General features: G+C 45.3%; 21 protein-coding genes, 1 tRNA gene and 1 riboswitch. Of the genes, 12 read left to right on the top strand and 10 right to left on the bottom strand.

Going from position 1 to position 26,357, the window contains the following annotated elements; all coding sequences use genetic code 11:
• Window positions 1-25: 25 nt before the first annotated feature.
• The 3 genes from F0U83_RS10480 to F0U83_RS10470 all read left to right on the top strand — a co-directional run bounded on the left by F0U83_RS10480 (window position 26) and on the right by F0U83_RS10470 (window position 6,219).
• Window positions 26-1,297 (top strand): sensor domain-containing diguanylate cyclase, encoded by a 1,272-nt coding sequence (locus F0U83_RS10480; protein ID WP_138987587.1) that lies wholly within the window; start codon window positions 26-28, stop codon window positions 1,295-1,297.
• A gap of 111 nt (window positions 1,298-1,408) precedes the next feature.
• Window positions 1,409-1,484 (top strand) — tRNA-Ala (locus F0U83_RS10475).
• Window positions 1,485-1,704: 220 nt separating this feature from the next.
• Window positions 1,705-6,219 (top strand): NACHT domain-containing protein, encoded by a 4,515-nt coding sequence (locus F0U83_RS10470; protein WP_150036810.1) that lies wholly within the window; start codon window positions 1,705-1,707, stop codon window positions 6,217-6,219.
• Between the two features lie 151 nt (window positions 6,220-6,370).
• Here the strand turns inward: F0U83_RS10470 and F0U83_RS10465 are convergent, their stop codons facing one another.
• From F0U83_RS10465 to creB, 4 genes are all read right to left on the bottom strand, one after another.
• The gene (locus tag F0U83_RS10465; protein ID WP_138987589.1) at window positions 6,371-8,602 is read right to left on the bottom strand and encodes an NADP-dependent isocitrate dehydrogenase; all 2,232 of its coding nucleotides are present in this window, start codon (window positions 8,600-8,602) and stop codon (window positions 6,371-6,373) included.
• Between the two features lie 171 nt (window positions 8,603-8,773).
• Window positions 8,774-10,123, bottom strand: coding sequence for a cell envelope integrity protein CreD (gene creD / locus F0U83_RS10460; protein WP_138987590.1), 1,350 nt, complete (start codon window positions 10,121-10,123; stop codon window positions 8,774-8,776).
• Between the two features lie 92 nt (window positions 10,124-10,215).
• Window positions 10,216-11,670, bottom strand: coding sequence for a two-component system sensor histidine kinase CreC (gene creC / locus F0U83_RS10455; RefSeq protein WP_138987591.1), 1,455 nt, complete (start codon window positions 11,668-11,670; stop codon window positions 10,216-10,218).
• Window positions 11,660-12,337 carry a two-component system response regulator CreB gene (creB, locus tag F0U83_RS10450; protein ID WP_138987592.1) on the bottom strand — a complete coding sequence of 226 codons (678 nt, stop codon included), beginning with the start codon at window positions 12,335-12,337 and terminating at the stop codon, window positions 11,660-11,662. The genes creC and creB overlap by 11 nt, the downstream gene beginning before the upstream one ends.
• Before the next feature lie 158 nt (window positions 12,338-12,495).
• Between creB and F0U83_RS10445 the strand changes: the two genes are divergently transcribed.
• Complete coding sequence (locus F0U83_RS10445; RefSeq protein WP_138987593.1) at window positions 12,496-14,088, top strand: ABC-F family ATPase; 1,593 nt, start codon at window positions 12,496-12,498, stop codon at window positions 14,086-14,088.
• A gap of 54 nt (window positions 14,089-14,142) precedes the next feature.
• Here F0U83_RS10445 and F0U83_RS10440 read toward each other — a convergent pair whose 3' ends face one another.
• Window positions 14,143-15,261: an HD-GYP domain-containing protein gene (locus F0U83_RS10440; protein ID WP_138987594.1), complete on the bottom strand. Its 1,119-nt coding sequence runs from the start codon at window positions 15,259-15,261 to the stop codon at window positions 14,143-14,145.
• A 184-nt stretch (window positions 15,262-15,445) separates the two neighbouring features.
• Between F0U83_RS10440 and pyrC the strand changes: the two genes are divergently transcribed.
• The gene (pyrC, locus tag F0U83_RS10435; RefSeq protein WP_138987595.1) at window positions 15,446-16,483 is read left to right on the top strand and encodes a dihydroorotase; all 1,038 of its coding nucleotides are present in this window, start codon (window positions 15,446-15,448) and stop codon (window positions 16,481-16,483) included.
• Between the two features lie 32 nt (window positions 16,484-16,515).
• On the opposite strand, the gene F0U83_RS10430 is transcribed toward pyrC, so the two are convergent.
• The 3 genes from F0U83_RS10430 to thiB all read right to left on the bottom strand — a co-directional run bounded on the left by F0U83_RS10430 (window position 16,516) and on the right by thiB (window position 19,647).
• On the bottom strand, window positions 16,516-17,112 hold the full coding sequence (locus F0U83_RS10430; protein ID WP_138987596.1) for an ATP-binding cassette domain-containing protein: 597 nt from the start codon (window positions 17,110-17,112) through the stop codon (window positions 16,516-16,518).
• Complete coding sequence (locus tag F0U83_RS10425; RefSeq protein ID WP_246077742.1) at window positions 17,096-18,694, bottom strand: ABC transporter permease family protein; 1,599 nt, start codon at window positions 18,692-18,694, stop codon at window positions 17,096-17,098. The genes F0U83_RS10430 and F0U83_RS10425 overlap by 17 nt, the downstream gene beginning before the upstream one ends.
• Window positions 18,673-19,647 (bottom strand): thiamine ABC transporter substrate binding subunit, encoded by a 975-nt coding sequence (thiB, locus tag F0U83_RS10420; protein WP_138987597.1) that lies wholly within the window; start codon window positions 19,645-19,647, stop codon window positions 18,673-18,675. Before thiB ends, F0U83_RS10425 begins: the two co-directional genes overlap by 22 nt.
• Window positions 19,640-19,737, bottom strand: a riboswitch (TPP riboswitch). Its footprint overlaps the gene before it by 8 nt.
• A 74-nt stretch (window positions 19,738-19,811) precedes the next feature.
• On the opposite strand from thiB, the gene F0U83_RS10415 reads away from it, so the two are divergent.
• Complete coding sequence (locus tag F0U83_RS10415) at window positions 19,812-20,549, top strand: phosphotransferase (RefSeq protein ID WP_138987598.1); 738 nt, start codon at window positions 19,812-19,814, stop codon at window positions 20,547-20,549.
• Here the strand turns inward: F0U83_RS10415 and purT are convergent.
• The gene (gene purT / locus F0U83_RS10410) at window positions 20,539-21,720 is read right to left on the bottom strand and encodes a formate-dependent phosphoribosylglycinamide formyltransferase (protein ID WP_138987599.1); all 1,182 of its coding nucleotides are present in this window, start codon (window positions 21,718-21,720) and stop codon (window positions 20,539-20,541) included. The genes F0U83_RS10415 and purT overlap by 11 nt on opposite strands.
• A gap of 304 nt (window positions 21,721-22,024) precedes the next feature.
• On the opposite strand from purT, the gene F0U83_RS10405 reads away from it, so the two are divergent.
• The 6 genes from F0U83_RS10405 (at window position 22,025) to F0U83_RS10380 (ending at window position 25,338) form a co-directional block, all read left to right on the top strand.
• Window positions 22,025-22,636, top strand: a complete 612-nt coding sequence (locus F0U83_RS10405) for a methylthioribulose 1-phosphate dehydratase (protein WP_138987600.1) — start codon at window positions 22,025-22,027, stop codon at window positions 22,634-22,636.
• Window positions 22,636-23,337 (top strand): acireductone synthase, encoded by a 702-nt coding sequence (gene mtnC / locus F0U83_RS10400; RefSeq protein WP_138987601.1) that lies wholly within the window; start codon window positions 22,636-22,638, stop codon window positions 23,335-23,337. The genes F0U83_RS10405 and mtnC overlap by 1 nt, the downstream gene beginning before the upstream one ends.
• Window positions 23,337-23,882, top strand: coding sequence for a 1,2-dihydroxy-3-keto-5-methylthiopentene dioxygenase (locus tag F0U83_RS10395; protein WP_138987602.1), 546 nt, complete (start codon window positions 23,337-23,339; stop codon window positions 23,880-23,882). Before mtnC ends, F0U83_RS10395 begins: the two co-directional genes overlap by 1 nt.
• 11 nt (window positions 23,883-23,893) lie before the next feature.
• Window positions 23,894-24,298, top strand: a complete 405-nt coding sequence (locus tag F0U83_RS10390; protein WP_138987603.1) for a phnA protein — start codon at window positions 23,894-23,896, stop codon at window positions 24,296-24,298.
• Between the two features lie 87 nt (window positions 24,299-24,385).
• Window positions 24,386-24,925 carry an HD domain-containing protein gene (locus F0U83_RS10385; protein ID WP_138987604.1) on the top strand — a complete coding sequence of 180 codons (540 nt, stop codon included), beginning with the start codon at window positions 24,386-24,388 and terminating at the stop codon, window positions 24,923-24,925.
• Between the two features lie 206 nt (window positions 24,926-25,131).
• Window positions 25,132-25,338: a cold-shock protein gene (locus tag F0U83_RS10380; protein WP_138987605.1), complete on the top strand. Its 207-nt coding sequence runs from the start codon at window positions 25,132-25,134 to the stop codon at window positions 25,336-25,338.
• Window positions 25,339-25,458: 120 nt separating this feature from the next.
• On the opposite strand, the gene F0U83_RS10375 is transcribed toward F0U83_RS10380, so the two are convergent.
• Complete coding sequence (locus tag F0U83_RS10375) at window positions 25,459-26,346, bottom strand: EamA family transporter (protein WP_138987606.1); 888 nt, start codon at window positions 26,344-26,346, stop codon at window positions 25,459-25,461.
• Window positions 26,347-26,357: the final 11 nt, after the last annotated feature.

Genomic DNA, 26,357 nt, shown 5'->3' with positions numbered 1-26,357 from the left:
GAACTCTTTATTACGTGGTATATGCATGTTTCTTAGTGGTACACATTCTGAGCTGGCAAGCCAAATAGAAGCGATAGGCACACCGGTGTCTATTTGGGAGAGAGCGAAAAACGGCAAATTCAACTTTGTCAGCGGCAATACACTCTTTCAGCAAATTGTTGATAGCGAGGTCTCCTCTCTTATTGGGCATGACGTTAATGCAGTCATACCACGGTATATCGTTAAAGATGTGAAAGAAGCACTGATTACCTGTGTAAAAGACCAGAAATCTATCGAAAATGAAATCGTCATAGAGCGGCATGGCCGACCTCGTTGGTGGCGCTTTAACTACTCACCTCTGGTTAGCCGAAATGGGGAGGTGGTGCGCGTCCTGAGTACCAGCATTGAAATCACCGAGAAAAAAGAGCTGGAAAAAAGCCTTGAAACCAGCATGAAACGCTTTGAAGCGGTGATTAACTCCGCTTACGACGGCATCATCACCATTGATAATGACCAAAATATCAAAATGTTTAATCAGGCCGCAGGCGAAATGTTTGATATAGCGCATCAGGATGCCGTTGGCATGCCTTTGGTCAACTTATTACCGGGGCGTTTTAGGCATAAGCATAACGACTATGTTGCAGGCTTTAATGAATCACCTGTCATGTCACGCCCCATGCATACCCGAGCATCCGTAATGGGGCTGCGCCAAGATGGGACAGAATTTCCATTAGAAGTCACCATCTCAAAAATCAGAGTAGGGCAAACCACCGAAATGACGGCGGTACTACGGGATATTTCTGAGCGCGCACGCCTAATTGAAGAGCTTCGTGCAGCCGCCGCCACAGACCCGCTAACAGGTATCAACAATCGTAGAAGCTTTGAAAAGCAACTCGAAGCAGAAAGCGCCCGTTGCATACGTTTTGATCACACAATGGCCATTGTGATGTTTGACCTAGATAAATTCAAAAGAGTAAATGACCAGTTTGGGCATACCTACGGTGATACCGTATTACTCTCCGTGGTTAAGCAAGTACAGTCACAAATCAGAGACGTTGACGTGTTTGCACGCTGGGGTGGAGATGAGTTTGTTGTACTGCTACCAGAAACCGGCTTAGATGGCGCACTTAAATGGGCAGAAAAAACACGAAGCTTGGTAGAGCAACAGCAAAAAAACGAAAACCATGCAGGGCTAACCCTGAGTATGGGCGTTACCATCTCCAGTGGAGAGAAAGACTACGCCCAACTACTGGCAACGGTTGATCAACTGTTGTTCTCGGCAAAAGCTGAAGGGCGCAACCGCATCAAACACGAATAACAACACCTTGAAAACTATACCAAAAATAGAAAATCTATTGACACAACCGCTAAAAATGTAGATGATTAGCGCCGATTACAAGATACACCGCTCGTGTGTATCTTTCTATATGGGGCCTTAGCTCAGCTGGGAGAGCGGTTCGCTGGCAGCGAACAGGTCAGCGGTTCGATCCCGCTAGGCTCCACCATATGTTTCCACATCCTACGATTTTTCTATGCGATTTATTTTTCACAGTAGTTGTGTTAAAGCCTAAAGTTTAAGGAAAAACCATTTAGGGCATTTGCGAAAGATTTTTTGTTAACTCAGAAGATAAGGCCCTCTTAGCTGGTGAGATTTTTTACAGGGAAGTATCAGTGATATGATGTCGCCCAATAAGTGTTTATGCCTTTGGCGGAAAATATTGAATCATGAGTCTTGCTGGTATCCGATCAAATAGAGGAGATGCATATCAACGGTCTGTAGCTGTTTACTGGATCGTTAAGATGCTGACGAAGGATGAAATAATTTCAGTTCAGGTTGATTCAGTAGGCTTGCCAGAAGAGACAGAGCTTGTTTATGGCGATGATATTGTTCTTATCAGTAAAGATAGGAATAGAACTTATATTCAGGCCAAAGTGAATCAGGCAGATCATCACTTTTGGAGACTATCGGACAGTGTCTTAAAAGAAGAACTATTATCAGCCAAGAAACAGTTAACAGTGGACCCTAACTGCCTCTTTTATTTCTATTCCCGTACACCTTTTGGTGTTTTTCAACGATTTATTGAAGAAGCTTGTCTTTATTCGGGGGTTGCTGAGTTTAAGAGAGTTGCCGCTAAAAATGTTAAAACCGTATTAGCTAAATTGTCAGATTTTTGGTCTGTTGATGAAAATGAAGCTTTTCTCTTGTGTAGGCGAATAAAGATTGGCGAACACAATGCAGTGAATAGCTGGGGGGAAATATGTATACAGTTGTTAGAGCCTATCTGTTCCAATCCTACGCTTACATATGAGTTGCTTTGGAGTTATATAGACCACCAACACAGCAAACTAGGTGAACCACAATACCTAATTGATAGGGAAAGTGTTTTAAAAAGTCTGGAATCTAAGGGGGTTTATTTATCCTGTGACTTTAATGAGGAAAGCTTTTTAAACGGTGTTCATTCGTTTTCATCTATTGGACGGCAATGGTCTAGGAGTATTGGGGGAGAGAAAATAGCGCGCCAAGAATGTGCTGATTTAATTCAAGCCATAGAGGATGGGGTATCTTCCGTCCTCCTTGAAGATGTCGCTGGTGGTGGTAAAACTTGCGTGCTGTTAGATGTTGTTGATCATTTAGAGTCTTCAACGAATAAGGATTTTTTGTTTATTCGGGGGGATTTATTCGCCTCTATAACTAGTCTAGAACAACTGAGTGAACATGGACTGCCCACAGATTTGGTAGCGCAGGTTTCTAGGTACTCTTCACGTCATAAGTTCACGGTTATTGTTGATTCCTTGGATGTCTTAGCTTTAGGCAGAAGTCATCATTCTTTGGCGATATTTCTAGGGTTAATAGCCGAATTAGAAAATCTTCCGAATGTAACAGTGATTGCTTCATGCAGAAGCTTTGATGCGAAATATGATCCTTTGCTGCGTGAGAAACAGTGGGCTAGCAAGGTCCGGCTGACATCACTTGATTACAATGCCGATGTGGCACCTTTCTTGATCAAACTTGGGGTAGACCCAGATGGTCTGAGTAAGGAGCTTCAGACTCTATTGATTATCCCGCAGAATTTGAAACTGTTTTATACCTTAATTGAACGTGGGCAGTCCCCTGGAGTAATCCAGGCTGATGAATTGCACGATAATTATATCCAGACGATTGTCGCTGAAGACCCGCTATTAGGTAATGATGTAGTTTCTGCGTTAGAGGTTTTGGCTCAGAGGCTACTCGATGATCGAAGTTATCAATTTTCTGATTCTATTTTATCGCTTTCAAATACAGTGATTCAGCGGTTGTTGAGTTCTGATGTCCTTACTCGTGTAACCTCAAACCAGTTGATGTTTAGTCACCAAACCTTAGCTGATGCTATGCGCGTTAGACTGGTTATTAAGTCTGGTAATGACCTCACAGATTTTGTTCTTTCCCAAGCCCAACTTCCTTTTGTTAGACCGTCTGTTCGCACATATGCTCAGCAGCTTAGGAGTGATGAGAGGCAATATATCAAGCAACTTTTACGTTTTATCAATTCTGATGAAGTTGCAGCCCATCTCAAGCGTTTAGTAATAGAGACTCTTGCTGAAAGTACACCTAGAGAGTCTGATGCCATGGTCTTGATGAAGATATCACGCAGTCAGCCTTTAATGTTCAATCGGTTTCTGGATACCGCGAAGGGAAATGAGTGGTTTGAACTTCTTGAAAGCTTATGGTTACCAAGGATGAATGTTGATGCAGATGGGGGGTTGTTAACGAAGTTCTTTTTTTATGCATCCAAGTTTATGAAATCTTATCCGATGGAACTGTTAACAATTTGGCATCAAGCTATTGATGATGAGTGGATGCATAATCGTCAACTGCTATGGTCTGTGGGGCATGGCATTGAGGACTTTGGGCATTGGAACGAACCTGAGTTTTATCGCCTTCTTAAGCGCCTCTTAGATATGGCTGGTGATGAAAGAGGTAGTCTGGGAAAGGTAATTAGCCAGTATGTCGAAAGTACTAATAGTGGGGATCTATTACTGTGGGAATACATCACTAAAGGGTGCAAATCGCCTGAAGAAGTACTGCGTGGGCGAGAAATACAACTCAATTGTGATCGCCATACGTTTATAGACGAAGAGTTTCTCACTAGAAGACTTCAGAACTCCGATGAGTTGCTTCAATTAGCGTTATCGTACCTGGAGCGGTTTGGTAAGGAGGGGCTATATAAGTATGGTGTGGATCTCTTATATGACACTTCTTGGGCTCGGAGGCATTGTGGCCCTGGAATGCACAGTCATGACTCGTTCTGTGAGCTTATGACCTCTGTTGAGAAGGCTTTGAGAGTGAGGGTAGAGGCTGGTGGTGATGCGTTGTGGCATGATTTCCAGCAGAGGATTCGTTCTAGTCCTGAGTTTGGTCTTCGCTATCTTCTTCTAGAACTATATAAGCTTAATGTACTTGATAACCTCGATGGCATTTCTAGACAACTGACAGATCCCGACTTGCTAAAGTTTGGTTCGTTTGGGTACGAGATTTCAGAATTAGTAAGCTGTTCTTTTCCTTACTTAACCGATGAAATACAAGATCAATACCAAAGAATCGTGCTTGAAATGCACTCCGATGATGGTGAAGAGAATTGGATTGATGAAAAAAAATATGAGCTATTGGTCTGTATCCCTTCTATTTTCCGAAATACAAAGGCTGTTCAGATCATAGATAAACACTCTCCATGGTTTGGTGTTTTAAGAGCGGAGCCAGATAAAAGTTCGATAGGGGGAGTTGTCTCTCCACCTGTATCTTCTGACACGTTGAGAGAGTTTAGTAGTGAGTGGATGATTAAGGTCCTTCGGCATTATGATGGTTATTATTCTTTTGCTGATCGGGTGGGTGCACGTCTCCTCGGAGATATGGAGAGTATCACTCAATCGTTAAAGACTGCAGCAACTCTGGAGCCTATACGGTTTCTACCGCTGATCGAACGTATCGTTCAGGAAGGTCTTTCCAGAAAATACATTGTATCGATACTGGAAGGTATATCAGATCATTTAAACTCCCGCTTTGGTAATTCTTCACATCAAGATTGGCGAAAAATAGATCCTCTCCCTGACGGATATGCGTTAGCACTTAATCTTCTTGGGTTGATTGAAAAGTATGGTGGATTAGATAAAAGAGGATATTGTCTAACCCATGCTGTTCAAGCCTGTAGCTTTATTCTTGAGACTGACAACGAAATTGATAGACTGTGCTTCCAGCTTTGGGTTTTATCGACGTCAAGTAGTCTTGAGGTAGATAAAGACGTATCTAGTATGGGACTGATGGGAGCAGCGATTAACTCCGTTAGGGGTATAGCTGCTGAATCAGTGTTGGTTATAAGTAACCGACTTATAGATCAAGAAAAGAACCTGCCACAAGAGCTGATAGATTTATTGGCTCGCTACTCAAAAGATGCAGCTATGCCTGTTAGGGCTGGTTTCGCGCGCAGGTTTCCTTACTTTCATTCACGGGTTCCTGGTTTGGGTTGGGAGCTGTTAGACAATTTGTTTAGCGGTAGTGATTCGTTACTGTGGAAAGAACTTGAGCAGAGTCTGTATTACCAATACTCGCAAAGCTTTGAGAAAGTTGATCCTTACCTTAATCAATACCTTACTTCTAATAGTGAAGATTGCCATGAAGCTTGGGGTAGATTAGCTGCTCTAAGTTATTTTGCCGGACATTTAACAGAAGATGAGCTGTTTGAAAAAGCTGCTTCTGCTTCTACAAACGGTTGTTGGGTAGGTATTGGGCAGGTTTTCTCACACAACCTTATTTCTACCAAGCAAAAAGGTAAGTGTATTAAAGGTCTTTTACGGTTATTTGATAACAGTGATGTAGCTGAGATTTATACTAATCTTGATTTAGAAATGTCCAAGAGAGATATATCAAAAGTGGTGCCAATTTCTCTGGCAACCAAGTTTGTCAGACACTGTCCGGTGAATAATTATAGAGACTTTGATGGTTTACTGGTCTGGGCAAGTATCTATGTTATGTATGACTTTTTAGGTGTTCTTGAGATATTTGAAGTTTTATTAGATAGGCTCTCTCAAGCAGATGAGCCTGTTCATTTCTATCGCTCAGATGACCTTGTTGTTGCTTTAAAGGTTATGTTGCAAGAAGCTGATATGAGTGACGATATTGAGTTGATTGATCGTATTTTATCGTTGCAGGATAAGTTCATAGGCTTGGGAGTGGGTGATATTCAGGAAATTCAAGAAGGTTATTAAGGAAAAAGAGAATAAAGAGTTTTAGTTGACTCATTATGACAGAGAGGTCACTGCGATAACTACTTCCCGACCATCTAAACGAAAAAACCCTGCCAAAGCAGGGTTTTTTAACTTTTAACATTAGCGAATTACTTCGCTATGTTGGTCGATCTTATGATGGGTTAACGGCAGCTAAGGCAGCGTTTAGCGTTGCGCTTGGGCGCATGACGCGTTTTACTGTTTCACGCTTAGCGTGGTAGTAACCATCTAGGTCTGCAGGTTTGCCTTGGCAGGCAGCCAACTCGCCAATGATCTTTTCTTCGTTCTCGGTCAGTGTTTTTGCAAGGCCTGCGAAATGTGCGGCCAGTTCTGGATCTTCGGTCTGTGCTGCGGTTTCTTGCGCCCAGTACATACCTAGGTAGAAGTGGCTTCCGCGGTTGTCCAGCTCACCTGTTTTACGTGAAGGTGACTTGTTGTTTTCCAACAGTTTGCCGGTTGCTGCATCTAGCGTTTTAGCCAAAATTGCAGCGCGCTTGTTGCCTTGCTTGATACCCATATCTTCTAAAGATACGGCCAATGCAAGGAATTCGCCCAGTGAGTCCCAACGTAGATGGTTTTCTTCTTCTACCTGTTGTACGTGTTTCGGTGCAGATCCGCCTGCGCCTGTTTCGTACATTCCACCGCCTTTCAGCATGGGGACGATCGACAGCATTTTCGCTGAAGTACCTAGTTCCATGATTGGGAACAGGTCAGTCAGATAGTCACGTAGTACGTTACCGGTAACAGAGATAGTGTCTTTGCCACGAATCATGCGATCCATCGAGAAACGGATAGCTTGGCTGTACGACTTAATAGTGATGTCTAGGCCTTCGGTGTCGTGTTCTTTCAGGTACTCTTTAACTTTCTTAGTCAGTTCCAGATCGTGAGCACGTTCTTGGTCTAACCAGAAAACAGCAGGAGTGTTTGATTGGCGAGCGCGGTTTACAGCCAGTTTAACCCAGTCGCGTACAGGCTCATCTTTCGTTTGGCAAGCACGCCAGATGTCGCCAGCTTCTACTTCATGCTGCATCAGTACTGTACCGTCGGCAGCTACCACGCGCATTGTGCCTTCTTCTGTTTCGAAGGTTTTATCATGCGAGCCGTATTCTTCTGCTTTTTTAGCCATCAGGCCTACGTTAGGAACAGAGCCCATGGTTGTAGGGTCGAATGCGCCGTTTGTTTTACAGAAGTTGATCATGTCTTGGTAGATACGCGCGTAAGTGCTCTCTGGCATAACGGCTTTAGTATCTTTTGGACGTCCATCAGGGCCCCACATTTTACCAGAGTTACGAATCATCGCTGGCATAGATGCATCGACGATAACGTCTGAAGGTACGTGCAGGTTCGTGATACCTTTAACCGAGTCAACCATCGCTAGTTCTGGACGGTGCTCATGGCATGCGTGAATCGCTTCTTCGATCTCTTCGCGCTTAGAGCGAGGCAGATCTGCAATTTTGTCATATACGCTACCGATACCATTGTTCGGGTTAACGCCTAACTCTTTGAACAGGTCGCCGTACTTATCGAACAGCTCTTTGTAGAATACGGTTACCGCGTGACCAAATACGATAGGGTGAGACACCTTCATCATGGTTGCTTTAACGTGAAGCGACCACATAACGCCTGTTTCTTTAGCGTCTTGTAAAGACTCTTCGAAGAAGTCGCGCAACGCTTTGCAGCTCATGCGCATGCTGTCCAGAATTTCACCTTTTTCCAGTGAAAGTTCTTTTTTAACTTCTACTTGACCATCTTTAGAGACGAATTCGATACGCACGTCGCCAGCTTCAGGCATGGTAATAGACTGTTCACTGGAGAAGAAATCACCGTTACGCATATAGTCTGCGTGAGTACGAGATGCCTTGCTCCATGCGCCCATAGAGTGAGGGAACTTACGAGCGAAGGCTTTTACTGCAGCCGGCGCACGACGGTCTGAGTTACCTTCACGCAGAACAGGGTTTACGGCACTGCCAAGGATTTTAGAGTAGCGCGCACGGATCTCTTTATCTTCGTCCGTTGATGGCGCTTCTGGGAAGTTCGGGATGTTATAGCCCTGAGATTGCAGCTCAGAGATACAGCCTTTCAGCTGTGGAATAGATGCACTGATGTTAGGTAGTTTAACGATGTTTGCATCAGGATCTTGCGTGAGGTCACCCAAGAAAGCCAAGCCGTCTTCAACCTTCTGCTCGTCTGTCAGGTTCTCGGGGAAAGCGGCTAATACGCGCCCGGCCAATGAGATATCAGTGATTTTAACGTCAATACCTGCTGCCGATGTAAAAGCACGGACAATAGGTAACAGCGAGCAGGTCGCCAGAGACGGTGCTTCATCTGTTAGGGTGTAATAAATTGTATGTTTATTTGTAGTCATTTTTCATCCCCGAATATTCTTAGCTTAGTCGCCAAAGGCTTGATTTTCAGTAACTTGTGGCCACTGATCTCCACGATATCAAGCCATTTCAGTATGTTTTGCGGTCAAGATTATACCGGAAGAGTAAGCTTGGTTATACGTCTGGCCTATGCACTTAAGGATAATACGACCCTATTTTTGTAAAAAATCTACAGGTTTTTTTGCATCCTGACTGACTTGATGCCAGTCGAAGTTTTTCGTGAGCAGCATGACGCCAGCTAGGGCAAGGAATACCAGTATCGACCCAAGCAAGAGTGCGTGATCTTCTGAACTGATGATGATGTAGAGCATACCGTACAACAGCGTAATCATTGCGCCAAAGCCAATCCCCCATACACGGTTTCTTATCATGGCACTGATATAGACGGAGAGTAATAAGCAGCACGCGCTCGTAGCAGATAGGTAAGCGTAGACAAAACCGATATGTTCAGAGAGTGCTATCAATAGTAGATAAAAAAGGCTGATGGATAATCCGACAAGGGTGTATTGCACCGGATGAATTTGTAGCCGTTTGAGGGTTTCAAAAATAAAAACACTCATAAAAGTGAGCCCTACAAAAAGTAGGCCGTATTTAGCTGCCCGGATAGATTGGCGGTAAATATTAACAGGTTCATTAAGTGCGAAACCAAAACGGTTGTTGATTAGCGGGTTACAATCCCCTTGTTGGCAGCTGTTCACGTCTTGCAGTAGGTTGCTGCTGAATTCAGAAACATGCCAGATTGCGGAAAACCCACTCTGCTCTATATGTCGTTCATCCGGTAGAAACTTTCCGATAAAGTTAGGGTGAGGCCAGTTCGCTGCAATGGCGATTTGGGTGTTCTTTCCTGTTGGTGAGAACCAGAGATTATCCATGCCCCGCAAGCCGATCTTAACTGTAAAGTGTGCGGATGAGCCGCTATTTTCTTTTATCAGTGCGTGAACGCCTTGGTTGTTAAAGCTTAAACGGCTACCAGACAAGAAGCTCAGTGGCTCGTTATTCCATTGTATTTCAGGTTGGCTGATGATGCCTCTCATGTCGCTAACAGACACGGCAAGATAGGGCGAGCCTGTCCAGATGACATCGCTACGCTGGCGAAGCTGCTTGATCGGTGTAGTGTTAAAGGAGCCATCAATGTCGAATTGGGTTGAATAGACCGGAAAGGAAAAAATACCGCGGTAGCGGGATTGGGTTGTTAGCTCACTTTGAACGTTTAACTGTTCTGGTACGAGATAAAGTTTGCTGGATCGGGTGACCAACTCTTCAAGTACATTACCCGACTTTTCATCCGTTCTTTTTTTGGTTTCTGTATATTTATAGGGGATCACTAACAGGGGGCCAAGCAGTTGTTGTTCGCCACTCCAGCTGTTGGCTACGCTTTTCCGAGCTTCATCCTGATAGCTCATGCGGTCATAAATGAGGTTCTCAATCAATGTCAGCGCAATAATAGCGACGACACAGCTGAGTATAAGAAAGAGAATTTTTTTACTCAAAAGAGAAAACATGCTTCACGCTCCCGATTTAAAAGGTATGGCGCAATCATAGAAATCGGGTGTGTGACAAGTATGTGGTTTTTGTGTGATTTATCTATGCAATGTTATTTTTTGGCGGGAAAGTGGATGATTGCTTCGGTGCCTTGTGGCAAAGGGTTTAACACGCAAGAGGCTTGGTGTAGATGGCAAATTTGCTGTACAAAGCTGAGGCCTAGTCCTGAGCTTTTTTTACCCGTGTCTAAGCGAGGCAGAGAGTAAAACCGATCAAATACTTTGTTTATTGCATACTCGGGAATGCCTGATCCTTGGTCGGTTACGCTGATGGATACGCCCGCCGTGCTTGTGCGCATAGCGACGCTGATTTCTGCATGTGCGGGGCTAAAGTCGATTGCGTTTTGGATAAGGTTTTCTATCGCTTGCTTTAATAAAAAATGATCACCATTGATGCTGACCTCACCCTGGATTGTGAGTGCCAGTGACTTATCGTCTAAGCGCATCTGAAGCGCATTCTTGAGCGACTCTACTATCGTTTTCAGGTTGACCTTCTCGATGTTATTGAGGGATTGCTGGTTTTCCAATGCGGCTAAACTTAAGAGTTCAGAGATGAGGCGCTCCATCCGCAGGCTTTCTTGATGTACCAGCTTGATAAAATGTTGCTGATCGGTGGCGGGTAGCCCGGTTTCGAGTAGTTCAGCTGCGCTTTTAATGGCGGCAACCGGGCTTTTCATTTCGTGAGTGAGGCTATGGATATAGTTTTCGACGTAGTCTTTACCTTCTAGCTGGGATTTCATCTTCGCCATCGCTTGGGCCAGTTGGTGTAGTTCTAGATCATTGAGTTCAGGCAGTTTAGCGTTACTGCTGCCTTGGCTAACCTCTTGGGCATAGCGGCTGAGTTTGCGAATTGAGCGGCTTAGCCAATAGCTGAGGGTCAGGCCTAATGCGAGCGTGATCAAAATAAGCCAGATACCAAACTGCTTCATGCGGTTTTGTGAACTATCCAGAAAAGGCTGGAGTGATAAATTGGGTTTAATGAGTGTTAAAGCACCAATGATGTCACCTTCCGATAGGATAGGGGCTGCAACGTACATTTCAGTTGAAGTGAGGTCTTTGGGATTGAGGATGGTGCTGCGAGCGCCATATTCTCCTCGAAGGGTTTTGTAGACATCGTTCCAGGTTGAGTAATCTTCACCGATTTGAGAAGGGTCGGTATGAAATTTCACGATGCCCTGTGCGTCGGTTATATAGAGCCGCAATTGTGTCGTTGTTTTTGTGATCGACCAAATAGTGGCATTGAGTTCTCGCTCTTGATAGCGATTTAGTGCCTGTTTGAACAGGCCGTTAGCGAGCCTGTTGTCTAGCAGCTCTGGGGCTGCAAGTTCGGCGAGCAGGTTTGCGCTATCTACTAAGGTGTCTTCAGTCGCTTGGCGAAATCCAGGTTTTAATTCGCCCAGTAGCGCATTCATCAGCAGGTATAAACCTGCCCCAATCAGAAGAAAGAAAAAGAAAAATAGCCTAAGGCTGAATCGTGTTTTAGGGAGGCGAAAAGCCTTAGTTTGCATCTGTGTTACCTAAGCTGATGCTATAGCCTAGCCCGCGATGTGTCTGTATAGGGTCGCGTTCGGGGGTTATCTTGCGAAGTTTGGCCCTTAGCCCTTTTATGTGAGTATCAATCACACGATCAAAACTACCGCTGTTGTCAGGCCAGACGTGTTGCATTAACTGATCTCTTGAGAAAACTTGTTCGGGGCGGGTCAGAAGTGTTGCTAACAAACCATACTCATATCGGGTCAACTCCAGTCTGTGGCCGCTATAACGAATTAGGTGCTGCGATGGCAGGTGCTCGAATAGCTCAGAGGTGGCAGTTAAGGGTTTGATTCGTCGCAGAATGACTTTTACGCGGGCGACCAGCTCTCTGGGGCTAAAGGGCTTCGTTACATAGTCATCCGCGCCAATTTCTAGCCCAACCACGCGATCAATCTCTTGATCCCGTGCCGTTAAAAAGATGATGGGGGCATCGCTAAAGGTACGTATTTTTTTACACAGCTCAAATCCGCTTAAATCAGGAAGACCGACATCTAAAATTAGTAGGTCGTAGGGGTTCTGTTTATGGGCTTCAGCCCCTAACAGCCCTAATAGTTGATGATCAACGCTAAAACCCTCTTGTTTGAGGGCGTATACAAGTGTGTCTGCAATACTTTGTTCGTCTTCTATGATGAGTATTCTCATCGGTCTCCTCCTGCTTGGGAGATCAATATATACAATTAGCTCTGTGAACAAAACATTCGCCAGAATCAATTTGTTTTATGGCATAATGGGCGGCTTTATTGTTGGCATCCAAGCCGCTGAGTTGGTTTGGATAATCATAGAAAAACTGGGATAGAACATTGCTTACAACCGCGAATATCACCATGCAGTTCGGCGCTAAGCCGCTCTTTGAAAATGTATCCGTTAAATTTGGTGACGGGAACCGCTACGGCCTAATTGGCGCTAATGGATGTGGTAAATCCACCTTTATGAAGATTCTAGGTGGCGACCTAGAGCCAAGCAGTGGCAATGTCTCAAAAGATCCGAACGAGCGCATCGGTAAACTAAAGCAGGATCAATTCGCTTATGAAGAGTATCGCGTGATTGATACGGTTATCATGGGCTATGAAGAGCTGTGGAAAGTTAAAGAGGAACGCGATGCCATCTATGCAAACCCGGATATGAGTGAAGAGGATGGTATTCGCGCCGGTGAGCTTGAAGGTGAGTTTGCCGAGATGGATGGCTATACCGCCGAATCCCGCGCAGGTGAATTGTTGCTAGGGGTTGGTATTCCACTAGAGCAGCATTATGGCCCAATGAGTGAAATCGCACCGGGCTGGAAGCTTCGTGTCCTGTTGGCGCAGGTTCTGTTTGCTGATCCAGATATCATGCTATTGGATGAGCCTACCAACAACTTGGATATCAATACGATTCGTTGGCTGGAAGGTGTTTTAAACGAGCGTAACTGCACCATGATCATTATTTCCCATGATCGCCACTTTCTAAATAGTGTGTGCACCCACATGGCCGATCTGGATTATGGTGAGCTTAGGGTTTATCCCGGTTCTTATGATGAGTATATGACCGCATCGACTCAGGCTCGTGAGCGTCTGCTTTCTGAAAACGCTAAAAAGAAAGCCCAGATTTCAGATCTAAAAGCATTTGTTAGCCGCTTCTCGGCTAATGCTTCAAAATCCAGACAAGCCACCTCCCGTGCAAAACAGATTGATAAAATTCAGCTGGAAGAGGTTAAGCCTTCCAGCCGTCAGAACCCTTTTATTCGCTTTGAGCAAGACAAAAAGCTACATCGTTTGGCCCTTGAAGTGGAAGGCTTGAGCAAATCCTTTGATGAGCCGCTTTTCTCTGGCTTCAATTTGATGGTTGAGGTCGGAGAGCGTATCGCGGTCATCGGCCCTAACGGTATTGGTAAAAGTACCTTGCTAAAATGTCTAGTTGGTGATTTGGAGCCCACCTCGGGTGAGGTTAAGTGGTCTGAAAATGCAGAGCTTGGCTACTATGCTCAGGATCATGCGAAAGACTTTGAGACAGATAAAACCCTCTTGGCATGGATGGGGGACTGGGGCAAAGAAGGGGATGATGAACAGGTTATTCGCGGCACATTAGGCCGTTTGTTGTTCTCGCAAAAAGAGATCGATAAGTCGGTTAAGGTGATATCAGGTGGTGAGCAAGGACGTATGTTGTTTGGTAAACTGATTCTTCAAAAGCCAAACGTTATGTTACTGGATGAGCCAACCAACCATTTGGATATGGAGTCTATTGAGTCCTTAAATCTGGCGTTAGAAAACTATCCAGGTACGTTGATTTTTGTCAGTCATGACCGGGAGTTCGTGTCTTCATTGGCAACGCGCATCATCGAGTTAACGCCAACAGGTATCGTAGATTTCCGTGGTACCTATGAAGATTATTTAAGAAGCCAAGGTGTTGCAGGCTAATGCATTGGTAGGTGGGAAAAGCCGTTCGTTTGAGCGGTTTTTCTCGCTAAGTAACTATTTATAGATCAAGTCATCCAAGCCATGTAAGGTGAGGTCTGACTGAGAAGGAAAGTAGTCTTCCAGAATATAGGAGATCTTATCAAAGGTCTCTTGTAAGTCCTCAAACGCATCTACCACAGCTGGATCAAACAGGGTGCCTCTGCCTTGCAGTATAATGTCGCAGGCGCTTGTGTGCTCAATTGCGTCTTTATATGGTCGACGAGAGATAACCGCATCATATACATCTGCCACCGACATTAAGCGTGCAACGACAGGAATTTCATCTCCTTTGAGACCTTGCGGATAACCCTGGCCATCCCAACGCTCATGGTGACTCAAGGTAACTTCTTGAGCAATCTTCAAAAATTTGGAGGCTTTCCCTTTCGTTTCTCTCTCCAAAAGTAACTCTGCAGAGTGAATCGCTTGATACCCATAAATGGTATGCTTTTTCATCTCTTCATACTCTTGTGCATCAAGCTTTCCAGGCTTTTGTAAAATAGCATCTGGGATACCTACTTTGCCGATATCATGTAAGGATGCGGTCTTATAGAAAAGCTCAATAGTTTCATCATCATCCAGTTCCGTTCGGTAATCAGGATGAAAGCGAAGGTGTTCAGCCAGCGCCTTGACGTAGTGCTGGGTTCTTAAAATATGGTTTCCGGTTGAATGATCACGGACTCTGGCAACCGCTGCTAAGCAAAGAATAGCTGCATCTTGCACGGCTAATAACTCATGGTCTAATGAGTCATTACAGTGGTTGGGAGCTGCTACTTTACTGGTGTAGGAGCGTACCATCTCAGCAATATTAATATGTGTTTTTACTTTAGATGCCACAACAGAAGGAAAGAATGGCGGCATTAAAAAGTCTGAAAAGCCAGATTCAAACGCCTGATTACGTAAATCTTGTGATTCATTAGACCAAAATAAAAAACAGGGGACTTGCCTGTGTCTGCATTCTAAAACCACATTGTGGGTATGTTTTAGGTCTTGTGCATCAATCAGTACTAAGGAGGACTCTGGCAGCAGGCGTTGTAGTGGGTGCATGCTGTCTGAAGCAATACGGTAGCTGGCCAGTATTTCTTGCAGAGCGTTGGTTAAAACCTCATTCTGGCTAAATATCTGTATGGTTTTCATTTAAGAGTCCCTTCTGTGATGCTCGAACAGCGTACCATTCGAGGCAGCAGTAATGATGCTTAATAGTACATGAATTTTCTTTTTTTTTCATTTATTTGTCTCTATTTGGGTACTATCGTGTGGAGGGAAATAGCACAGGCATCGTGTATAATTCCATCCTAAATGAGATTGATAAGGATAGGTTATGACAACGCTAACGATTCAGACGCCAGATGATTGGCACTTACATTTTCGAGATGGCGATATGCTCACAGAGACCGTCGCCGCGACCGCTCGATGTTTTCAGCGCGGAATCGTTATGCCTAATTTGGTACCGCCGGTAACCGATGCGACGATGGTGCTGGCTTACAAAGCGCGTATTCTTGCAGCAAGACCGGAGGATTCAACGTTTGAGCCGCTAATGACATTGTTTTTAACCAACCAAACGACCCGCGAACAGATTATTGAAGCCAAATCGGCTGGGATTGTTGCTGCTAAAATGTACCCAGCAGGAGCGACGACTAACTCTGCTGCAGCGGTCAGTCAGTTAGAAGCGCTTTATCCTGTTTTTGAAACCATGCAAGAGCAAGGTATGCTTTTACTGGTTCATGGCGAGGTCACCGATAGCCATATTGATATTTTTGATCGTGAAAAAGTATTTATCGATCAAAAATTAGCCCACATTGTTAAGCAGTTTCCTGGTTTAAAAGTGGTGTTTGAGCACATTACAACGGCGGATGCTGCGCAGTTTGTATCGGAGGCATCAACGAATGTGGCTGCAACTATTACACCTCAGCATCTGTTACTAAACCGTAATGATTTATTAGTAGGGGGCGTACGCCCACATAACTTCTGCTTGCCTGTTTTGAAGCGTAGTACTCATCAGGAAGCGCTCCGTAAAGTGGTGCAAACTGGGTCGGCCAAGTTTTTCTTAGGTACCGATTCAGCGCCTCATGCAAAGGAAGCAAAGGAAAATGCATGTGGCTGTGCAGGGTGTTACAGTGCTTGGAGCGCTATCGAGCTTTATACCCATGTCTTTGAAGAGTTAGATGCGCTGGATAAGCTAGAAGGTTTTGCTAGTCATCACGGTGCAGATTTTTATGGTTTACCTCGTAACGAGGGGACCATTACATTGGTGAGAGAAGACTGGGTTATTCCTGAAGAGATTATCCTACCTAACGGTAAACCTATTGTGCCTTTCTTTGCTGGCCAAACGGTTCACTGGAAAGTTAAGACAGCTTAAGGTTGGTGCGACACCATGCCTAAATGTGCTGACTAGAGTCGAATGGCTCGGTCAGCAACAAGGCTGACATCCTCATCCTGATGAGTGACTAATAGCAATGTTTTACCTGCTCTTTTAGCTTCCTCCCTTGTCCAAAGCGCAGCGGCTCGGCGGCTTTCAGGATCCAATTCTGCAAACGGTTCATCCAATAAAACAATGGGTTCTGGGCGTAAAAGCGTTCTGATCAGCGCGACGCGCTGGCGTTGCCCACCTGAAAGTTGTGGCGGCATTTTTTCCAGCTGGTCGGTAATCCCGAGCGCTTGGCACGCTTGCAGAATCTGTTGCTGGGGGGGCGCTTTTTCAAAACCTAGCTGCAAATTGTTAATAACGGATAGGTGCTCAAAGAGATTATGGTCTTGAAAGAGCATGCTCACTGGTCGTTGCTCAGTCGTTAGCTGGCAGATGTCCATACCATCCCAGAAAATCGCTCCGGATTCGGGTTTGAGAAAACCCGCTATCATATTCAGTAAGGTTGTTTTGCCCACTCCGCTTGCGCCTTGAATGGCAACGCACTCTCCTTTAATTACGTTTAAATCGTAATGTAGCGTATAACCATCCAATACAACGCTAAGGTCAAGAATGTTCAACACGGACGGTATTCCTCGTTTGTGTGCGTTCTAGTAGGAAAAGGATCAACGCACAGATAAATAACAGCAAAAAAGAAGCGGCACTGGCTTCCGCCAACTGATAGCTACCGGCAAACCCATAAATTAGCCAAGGTAACGTGGTCCATTCGGCATTGCCAAAAATGGAGAATATCGCCACATCACCCAAGCCCAGTACAAAAACAAGCCCGAATGTAGAAAGCCATACCGGTTTAATAAATGGCCAAAGTAGTCGCCAGCGATGTCGGTTATTGAGTTTTAATGACCGGACTAAACGATCATATTGTTGATCAAATTGGAGTACTCGTGGCTTTAGCTTTTGTATGGCAAAGGGTACCAGCAACAGTGTGTTAAGTATGACTACGGCAATGATGCCATAGCGATCCAGATCAACCTTAGGTAGCAGAAAGACAAACAAGCCTACCGATAACACCATAGCCGGTGTGATCAGCGTGTGTGTAGCGACAGTCTCAAGCCAGAACTGTTGTTGCTCTTTTTGTTGCAGCGCTGCAGTGCGAATCGGCTGCAGCAGAAGGTAGGCGATACCCATGGCCATCATCGCTGCTACAAAAGCCAAGCCTAGACTGATGGCAGCGGGGCGGGTAATCATACTCAGGTCCTGCCATCGGGGTGTGTAATCTAGTAATCCCGGTAGCAACGCAATATAAGGGAGCAACAACAGTATCCAGCTCAGTAGATAGATCAGCTTAAAAATATTGGCTTTTTGTCGGGAGGGTTGGGGTGGGGAGTGCGGGCTTCCATTATCCACTGACTGCCATGAGAGCGTGCCGAAACGTGTCATGACGGCGTATAGAGTGCCTGCAATCAGCAGTTGTGACCATGCCAGAGTGAGTGCTTCGGCTATATTAAAGTCATATTTGAGCGCTTGATAAATAGCTACTTCTAATGTGGTTGAACTCGGGCCGCCCCCAAGTGCTAGAACCACTGCAAAGCTATTGAAGCATAATACAAAAATAAAGCCGCTGATCACAGCGGATGATTGCCTCAGTACAGGCCATTCCACCGTTTTAAAGCGTTGCCAAGGGGAGAGTTTAAGCTGTGCAGCCAAGCGCCAACTGGTTTCAGGGATAGCGCTCAGTTGTAACCAGATCGACCGAATCGCTAATGGTGTATTCAAAAAAATATGGGCCAGTAAGATGCCTGACAACCCATAGAGGTTCCAGCCGTTCTCTGTCAGTTGGTTGAGTAATGGTGTTAAAAGCCCTGAACGCCCCAGCAGCGCAACCATGCCAGTAATGACGATCAGCGTTGGTGTTACAAAACAGAGTAAACAGAAAGCGAGAAACCAGCGCTTTGCGGGAAGTGTCGGGCAGTAAAATAGCGCTCTGGCAACCGGAATAGCGAGCGCAACAGAGAGTAATGCACTAAGCAATGACTGTTTTAGGGTAAAGCCTAACAGTTCATAGAAGTAGCTATCGCTTAGTAGGTTAATGTCAGGTGAGGCGCTCCCAAAACTAATCAGTCCATAAAAGGAAAGACAGGTAAAAGACAGCACCAGACCATAACTAAGCCAATGACTCATGGCTAATTGGCAGAAGCGCGCCACTCTCTAATCCATTGTTGACGCTGCTTGGCAATCTGCTCAGCTGTAAAGCCGATGGTTTTAGGCTTGATCAGACTATCAAATGCTTCGGGCAGTGTAACATCGTCGATGACCGGTAACATCCAGTTCGTGACAGGGATAATGGACTGCGCTTTTGGGGAGATAAGAAACGTCAGGAACTGCTGAGCCAGAGCTGGGTTTTGCGCATAAGCTGAAATGGCAGCAACCTCTGTTTGTACAATGTGTCCTTCGGAAAAACGCGCTGCTTTATATTGATTCTTTTGTTCAGCAACCTGATGGTAGGCAGGGGATGTGTTGTAGCTGAGAACATAATCGGCGTCACCCTTTAGGAACATGCTATACGCTTCCCACCAGCCTTTAGTGACGGTGACAGTGTGGCTTGCAAGTTGTTTCCAGGCAGAGGGTGCTTCATCACCATAAACGGCCTTAACCCATAGCATCAATCCTTGTCCTGGTGTACTGGTGCGCGGGTCCTGATAGATAACGGAGGCTTCTGACTCAATCAGGGCTTTTAGTGAGGTAGCAGGTTGTTGAATTTTCTCACTGTCATAAATGAACGAGAAATACCCATAGTCAAAAGGTACGAAGGTATCGTCCTGCCCATTAAGATGTGCACTAATTGGATCGAGTGAAATATTATGAGGTTGTGTCAGTTTCGCTTCACGGGTAATCTCGGTAAGGGAGTTATCCAGCCCAAGCAGAACGTCAGCCTTCGTGCGTGCTTGTTCAATGCGAGCACGGTTTAAAATGCTGACGCCATCTTCTACCGCGATAAATTCAATATCACATTGGCATTCTTGTTCGAAGGCAGTTTCCAGCTTAGGTCCGGGGCCCCATTCTGATACAAATGAATCATAGGTATAGATGGTCAGATCTGCCGCGTGTAGAGTTGTTGCGCTAGAGAGTAATAAGCCTGTAAAAAGTTTTTTCATCATGTCCTTTATTCCCTACGCCGGTATAACCCGGATCAGGTTCGACGGGTAAAATCTCAGTCTGCACCGATACAGACACCCCGATAAGAGGGCGCTATAGTACCATAAGTGTGATCAACAGTGAGTAGTGGTGAAGGATGATAATCAATGCTTAAGGGCATACTAAAATGGCGTTGACCTTAGCGGGGTGGCGGCCTCTTGAAGGCCATTCAGGTACGACGAATACACTATTTGTTGGTACTTATAAAAATCAGCCTGCCGTCCTTAGGATAAATTGTCGCAGTGATATTCCGGGTATTAATCGGCAAAGAGAGCAGCAAGTATTGGCGCGTATAGCAGGGTTTAGTTGGGCTCCTGATGTTTTAGAGTCTTCGGTAGATCAGTTGATCCTGTGCGAGTATCAGGAACTTAGCAATATGCCAGCGCAAGCTGATCTGTTGGCTATTGTGGCGCAGTGGCAATCAATATCTGATGTGCCTGAACAGAAGTACGATTTAATCTGGAAAGGTTACCAAGAAAAGATAGATGCCATATCAGCATCCGAACAACGGGCTTCCCTTCAAGAAAATCTGGATCGGACAAGGCGGTTATTTGGTGCATTGCCTAAGATTCCATATTGCCTAGCGCACCACGATTTACACATAGGGAATCTTTTGCAGAACAAGCAGCAGCTTGTTGTACTCGACTGGGAGTATGCAGGCTTAGGCTCTCCTTGGCTTGATGTCGCGGCATTGAGTGAAGAGTTTGGCTGCGAGGAGGCGGCACTGGCGAAGTTGCCGCTATTTGAACACCTTAATACAGCAGACTTTCAAAGCGCTTTGAAAACCGCAATCGCGCTACGGTCCGAGCTGAACCAGCTTTGGTATGCGCTGGTTCAGCCTGAATCGGCGGATGTTAAAGGGTAACCGTGATGTTAGAGGAAGCTTTACTGGCTTTAGAGATTGCTGATTCCACCGTATTATCGCGGGCAAGTACAACACCCATGCGCCGTTGTCCGGCCACTTCGGGCTTACCGAATAGGCGTAGCTGAGTATCTGGCATCGCCAGTACAGCGTCTAAACCAGCAAACTGTGCCTTATTAGAGTTGCCCTCAACTAAAATAACACTGGAGGCACTAGGGCCATGAAAATGAATGTTTGGAATAGGCAACCCTAATATAGCGCGGGCGTGCAGTGCAAATTCCGATAAATCTTGAGATATCATGGTAACCATACCGGTATCATGGGGTCTTGGTGACACTTCACTAAAGAGTACTTCATCGCCTTTGATAAAAAGTTCAACACCAAATAACCCTCGGCCGCCTAAAGCTTCGGTAACCTTCAATGCTGCATCTTTGGCTGCGCTTAGTGCTGCTGAGGACATCGCTTGTGGCTGCCAGGATTGGCGATAGTCCCCATCCACTTGAACGTGGCCGATGGGCTCACAAAAAGCGGTGCCATTGGTATGTCGAACAGTGAGCAAAGTTATCTCGTAGTCGAAATCGACGAAGCCTTCTATAATCACCTTACCTTGACCTGCTCGGCCTCCCTCTTGGGCGTATTGCCAAGCGCTCTCTATCTGATCTTCAGTTTTCACCGTACTTTGGCCTTTGCCTGAAGAACTCATGATCGGTTTTACAACACAGGGGAGCCCAATGTCCTGAATGGCCGCGAGATACTCTTCACGGGTTTCAGCAAACTTGAAGGGAGATGTCTTTAAACCAAGAGTTTCGCTGGCTAAACGACGAATTCCTTCACGGTTCATGGTTAAACGAGTTGCATTGGCGGTTGGAATGACAGTAAACCCTTCAGCTTCAAGCTCGATCAATGTGTCCGTGGCAATGGCTTCTATCTCTGGGACGATTAAGTCTGGTTTCTCGGCTTGAATGACTTCTCGCAATGCTTCGCCATCCAGCATCGAGATAACATGGCTTCTGTGGGCAACTTGCATGGCCGGCGCGTTCGCGTAGCGGTCAACCACAATCACCTCTACCCCTAATCTTTGTAGTTCGATGACGACTTCTTTGCCTAGTTCTCCACCACCACACATCAACACACGGGTTGCGTTTGCAGCAAGAGGGGTGCCAATTGTTGCCATGAGTTTTTATCCTTCAATGAAAATAATTCAGTCATTATACGTGATCAGAAGAAAAATCAGACATTGGACTTTGTTACTTATTAGCTATACTGAATCATGTGAATTTAGGTAGTACGCATTGCGAAAGCGTTGGTTAGTTTTTTCATATGTCTCCTTTGCCTTCGGGCACTTCAACCGAAATCATTTCGGTTAATGATGGGGCGGTCGAAATGGCCGCCCCTGTCTTTAAAATAATTCTGCTTTCCCTTCGTCTGATTGAAAACTTCTCGTAAACTATCAATTTTGTTACTTCGTGAATGTTCAAATGCCAGATACTCTTAAACAATCCGTTATTGATGCGGGGAAGTGGATTGATCAGCAAGGTTGGTGCCCAGCAACCGGTGGAAACTTCTCTGTTCGTATAGATGCAAAGCACGCTTGGGTTACGGCGTCAGGTAAGCATAAAGGTGCTTTGACGCCAGAGGATCTACTACAGGTAGATCTCAAGGGTGTGGTGATTGGCTCAGAGAAGCGGCCATCTGCAGAAACTTTATTACATATGGCTCTTTATGGACTAGATGCTGATATTGGCGCTGTACTGCATACTCACTCCGTTTCATCGACAGTATTGTCGCGTCTTGTGGACGGGGATGTACTCACATTGCGTGGCTATGAAATGCAGAAATCCCTGTCGGGAAACACCACTCACGATGCTGAAGCCGCTATTCATGTTTTTGACAACACGCAAGATATGCCTGAATTGGCCGCGCAGCTACACCAACGTTGGCTGCAACGCCCTTTACAGTGGGGGTTTTTAGTAAGGGGGCATGGTTTATACGCTTGGGGACGTGATATGGCAGAGGCGCGTCGCCACCTAGAGGGGTTGGAGTTTCTGTTTGCCTGTGAGTTAGAGATGATCAAGTTGGGACAACGATAATGACGATAAAAGCTATTCTTACTGATATTGAAGGAACGACAACGGATATTCGTTTTGTCCACGATGTATTGTTTCCTTATGCCCGCCAAGCGTTACCTGAGTACGTGAGTGATCATTGGGATGACGCTATGGTACAAGAAATTATGAGTCAGGCTCGTGCTGAAATCTCACAACCTGATGCAGATAAAGATACGCTGGTGCAGGCATTTTTAGGCTGGATTGATGAAGATAAAAAAGTGACAGCGCTAAAAAGTTTGCAGGGGCTTATCTGGGTAGAAGGTTACGAAAAGGGTGATTTTACCGGGCATCTTTACCCCGATGCGTATCAACATTTGATGCTGTGGGATCAACAGAAGGTTGCGTTATATATCTTCTCATCCGGTTCTGTTAAAGCGCAAAAACTGTTGTTTGGCTACAGCGACTACGGTGATTTGACCCCTGTGTTTTCAGGTTACTTTGATACAACTACCGGCCATAAGCGAGAAGGTGTGTCGTATCAAAAAATTGCGTCGGCGATGCAGTATCCCCCTGAAAATATTCTCTTTTTGTCGGATATTATCGAAGAGTTGGATGCGGCAAAATCTGCGGGTATGCAAACGTGTCTATTAGCTAGGGATCAGTTGCTTGATCCAAAAGAACACCCTATGGCCCGCTCTTTTGATGAGGTAGCCATTTTATACCCGACTACGGGGGAGAAGTGATGAGCGCAATTACGGTTTTTCAAGAAAATGACCCTTCTGCTGTTTTATTCCATAGTATGGACGGCGATGAAATCAGCAGGGTTCTAGGTGAGGTAGGTATACGTTTTGAGCGCTGGATGATTGACTGCCCGATTACACTAGAGATGACCCACGAAGAGGTCCTCCAAGCGTACGATCAGGAGATTAACAAGCTGATATCAGAAGAGGGGTATCAAACCGTTGATATCGCAGCGATCACACCAGATAACCCGCAAAAGGATGAGTTTCGACAAAAATTCCTTCAGGAGCATACGCACTCTGAAGATGAGGTTCGCTTCTTTGTGGCCGGCGAAGGGATGTTCTATCTTCACATAGAAGATAAAGTTTATATGATCCATTGCTGCAAAGATGATCTTCTCTCGGTACCAGATCAAACAAAACATTGGTTTGATATGGGGCCTGAGCCGCATTTTACGGCGATCCGTTTTTTCAACAATCCGCAAGGCTGGGTTGCTGATTTCACTGGTGATGATATCGCTAAGCGTTTTCCTTTATTCGATGAATAGGCTGGAGCAATATGTCAAAAGGGCGTGATAAGCATCAAGAGCGGCATCATGGGTTGTCGCTCTATGGGAAGGACTTGGTCAGGCGCTGTGGCGCGCACTGCGAGCTTTGTAACAGCAGTGGTGTGCCTCTGAACATTTTTGAAGTGCCGCCTGTGGCTGCCGATCCCATTTTTGAACACTGTTTAATGATCTGTGAAACATGCCAGACACAAATTGAACGTCCAAAGCGCATCGATCCTAACCATTGGCGATGTCTTGGCACCACGATGTGGAGCGAGGTAACGGCAGCGAAAGTGACTGCGATAGTGCTCTTGAACTGGTTATCGAAAACGGAACCATGGGCTCAAGAGTTACTGGAACAGGCTTATCTGGATGATGACGAAACAGCTTGGATTTCCCAATGGGCGCTAGACTGATCGAATAGAGCGATCTTTAATCTATTTGTCATAACAGAAACTTAGACTCCTGCCTGAAATCAAATCTACAGGTAGCGAGTCATCAGAATGCAAGTAGACGATGTTGTTCAGCAATTAAAAACGATTTATCAGCGCCGTGGTGTTGAACATTATGGAGAACAGGTTACTCAACTCTCCCATGCGGTCAGTTGTGCCAAACTAGCACATCATGATGGCCAGTCAGATAGTTTGGTTATTGCTGCGTTTTTACATGATGTAGGCCATTTAGTCGACGATCTAGATGGTTTTCAAAGCCGCATACATGATCGAGTCGGTGCAGACTATCTTCAGCAGTTAGGTTTTGATGAAGCGGTGGTTGAACCTATTCGCCAGCATGCGGAAGCCAAACGGTACCTCTGTCATCGTGAGCAGGGGTATTTGGATACACTCTCCGAAGCAAGCCTCATATCTTTAGTCTTTCAAGGCGGTATTATGACAGACGCAGAGGCTGATCGTTTTGAAAACCTTGAACGCTTTAACGAGTGTGTAACATTACGCCGTTACGACGACTTAGGTAAGGCTGAAAATTATATTTTTTCAGAGGCTGAATGGGTCTTTGAAAAGATAGAACTATATTTGAATCAATAAAATAGTTGAAAAGTTAGTTGACTGGCAGGTTGAAGCGCTATACTCTGGACACAGCTTGAAGGCACGTCTTGTATTTATGCACACCATTGCGAAGTTCCTTAGTAGTACCTCGTCCTGTTTTTCATAAGTAAATAGCACCACACTTCCAGCCAGACCGCTCGAATTTTCGGGCACAAAATTACTCTTGAATAAGATAGGATATTATTATGTCTACTACTACTGGTACAGTAAAATGGTTCAACGACGAGAAAGGTTTCGGTTTCATCGAGCGTGAAAACGGCCCTGACGTATTCGCACACCACAGTGCAATCACTGGTACAGGCTTCAAATCCCTGAAAGAAGGCCAGAAGGTTGAGTTCACAGTTACTCAGGGTCAGAAAGGTCCTCAGGCTGAGAACATCGTTGCTCTGTAATACAGAAGCAATAAGCCTGATCTAATCAGGTGGAATAAAAAAAGGTGAGATGAGAATCTCGCCTTTTTTTGTGCCCGTGATTTGGAGCAGATGTTTTACTGTTGTTGAATAGCAAGGTTGTCAGCGAAATAGTGCATTCAAGAAACGTTGGCCAAATACATTAATCATCAGACCAAGCATAATCAGTACAATGCCGATGAGCTGAAGCATATTAAGTGTTTCATCCAATATTAGCCATGCAGTCAGCAAGCCAATAACAGGAACAAGTAAGGTCAAAGGTGCCACTTGTGACGCAGGATAATGGCGCATCAGATATGCCCAAGAACCATACCCAAAGATGGTAGCGATAGCCGCTAAGTAGAAGACAGCTGCTACCGATTTCAGACTGATATTTTGTAAACTGCTGATGATTAAATCAGACCCTTCAAAGTAAAGTGACAAACCTAAAAAAGGCAGAGGTGGTATGAGTGCCGCCCAAATCACGAGGCTCATCAGGTTGACATGCCCTAGCTGGCCAATCTTGCGGTTAATAATGTTACCCAAGCCCCAGCTTGCGGCTGCAGCGATCGTTAAGGCAAACCCGATAAATGTCATCTGCGAAGAGGATGTTTGAGTTGCTAAGAGGGTTAGCCCGCCTCCTGCAATGCCTAAGGATAAGATTTGTGGAAGCTTCCAACGCTCTCCTAAAAAGACTAATGCAAATAATAGGGTGAAAAGCATTTGTGCTTGTAGCACTAACGATGCAAGACCTGCCGGCATACCTAAATACATTGCGCTAAATAGCAGCGCAAATTGCCCGAAGCTAATGGTTAAGCCATAAGCGAATAGCCATTTGAGCGGAAGTTTAGGCGGTTTAATAAAAAGGAGTGCTGGAAAGGCAACGAGTAAGAAGCGTAATGCCCCTAATAAAAAAGGGGGGAGTTCGTCCAGCCCCCAACGAATCACAACAAAGTTAACCCCCCAGGCGAGTACGACGAGTAGGGCCAAGCCCCAATCCTTTAAGCGCATCGCACCCTCCT

The sequence above is a fragment of the Neptunomonas concharum genome (genome assembly GCF_008630635.1).
GTDB classification, from domain to species: domain Bacteria; phylum Pseudomonadota; class Gammaproteobacteria; order Pseudomonadales; family Balneatricaceae; genus Neptunomonas; species Neptunomonas concharum.
This window is presented reverse-complemented; position numbering and strand designations above follow the sequence as displayed.

Excerpts from the sequence above, each read along its gene's own strand:
- F0U83_RS10480 (WP_138987587.1), top strand. The coding sequence starts at position 26 with ATGTTTCTTAGTGGTACACATTCTGAGCTGGCAAGCCAAATAGAAGCG.
- F0U83_RS10470 (WP_150036810.1), top strand. The coding sequence starts at position 1,705 with ATGAGTCTTGCTGGTATCCGATCAAATAGAGGAGATGCATATCAACGG.
- F0U83_RS10465 (WP_138987589.1), bottom strand. The coding sequence starts at position 8,602 with ATGACTACAAATAAACATACAATTTATTACACCCTAACAGATGAAGCA.
- creD (WP_138987590.1), bottom strand. The coding sequence starts at position 10,123 with ATGTTTTCTCTTTTGAGTAAAAAAATTCTCTTTCTTATACTCAGCTGT.
- creC (WP_138987591.1), bottom strand. The coding sequence starts at position 11,670 with ATGCAAACTAAGGCTTTTCGCCTCCCTAAAACACGATTCAGCCTTAGG.
- creB (WP_138987592.1), bottom strand. The coding sequence starts at position 12,337 with ATGAGAATACTCATCATAGAAGACGAACAAAGTATTGCAGACACACTT.
- F0U83_RS10440 (WP_138987594.1), bottom strand. The coding sequence starts at position 15,261 with ATGAAAACCATACAGATATTTAGCCAGAATGAGGTTTTAACCAACGCT.
- pyrC (WP_138987595.1), top strand. The coding sequence starts at position 15,446 with ATGACAACGCTAACGATTCAGACGCCAGATGATTGGCACTTACATTTT.
- thiB (WP_138987597.1), bottom strand. The coding sequence starts at position 19,647 with ATGATGAAAAAACTTTTTACAGGCTTATTACTCTCTAGCGCAACAACT.
- F0U83_RS10415 (WP_138987598.1), top strand. The coding sequence starts at position 19,812 with ATGGCGTTGACCTTAGCGGGGTGGCGGCCTCTTGAAGGCCATTCAGGT.
- purT (WP_138987599.1), bottom strand. The coding sequence starts at position 21,720 with ATGGCAACAATTGGCACCCCTCTTGCTGCAAACGCAACCCGTGTGTTG.
- F0U83_RS10405 (WP_138987600.1), top strand. The coding sequence starts at position 22,025 with ATGCCAGATACTCTTAAACAATCCGTTATTGATGCGGGGAAGTGGATT.
- mtnC (WP_138987601.1), top strand. The coding sequence starts at position 22,636 with ATGACGATAAAAGCTATTCTTACTGATATTGAAGGAACGACAACGGAT.
- F0U83_RS10395 (WP_138987602.1), top strand. The coding sequence starts at position 23,337 with ATGAGCGCAATTACGGTTTTTCAAGAAAATGACCCTTCTGCTGTTTTA.
- F0U83_RS10390 (WP_138987603.1), top strand. The coding sequence starts at position 23,894 with ATGTCAAAAGGGCGTGATAAGCATCAAGAGCGGCATCATGGGTTGTCG.
- F0U83_RS10385 (WP_138987604.1), top strand. The coding sequence starts at position 24,386 with ATGCAAGTAGACGATGTTGTTCAGCAATTAAAAACGATTTATCAGCGC.
- F0U83_RS10380 (WP_138987605.1), top strand. The coding sequence starts at position 25,132 with ATGTCTACTACTACTGGTACAGTAAAATGGTTCAACGACGAGAAAGGT.
- F0U83_RS10375 (WP_138987606.1), bottom strand. The coding sequence starts at position 26,346 with ATGCGCTTAAAGGATTGGGGCTTGGCCCTACTCGTCGTACTCGCCTGG.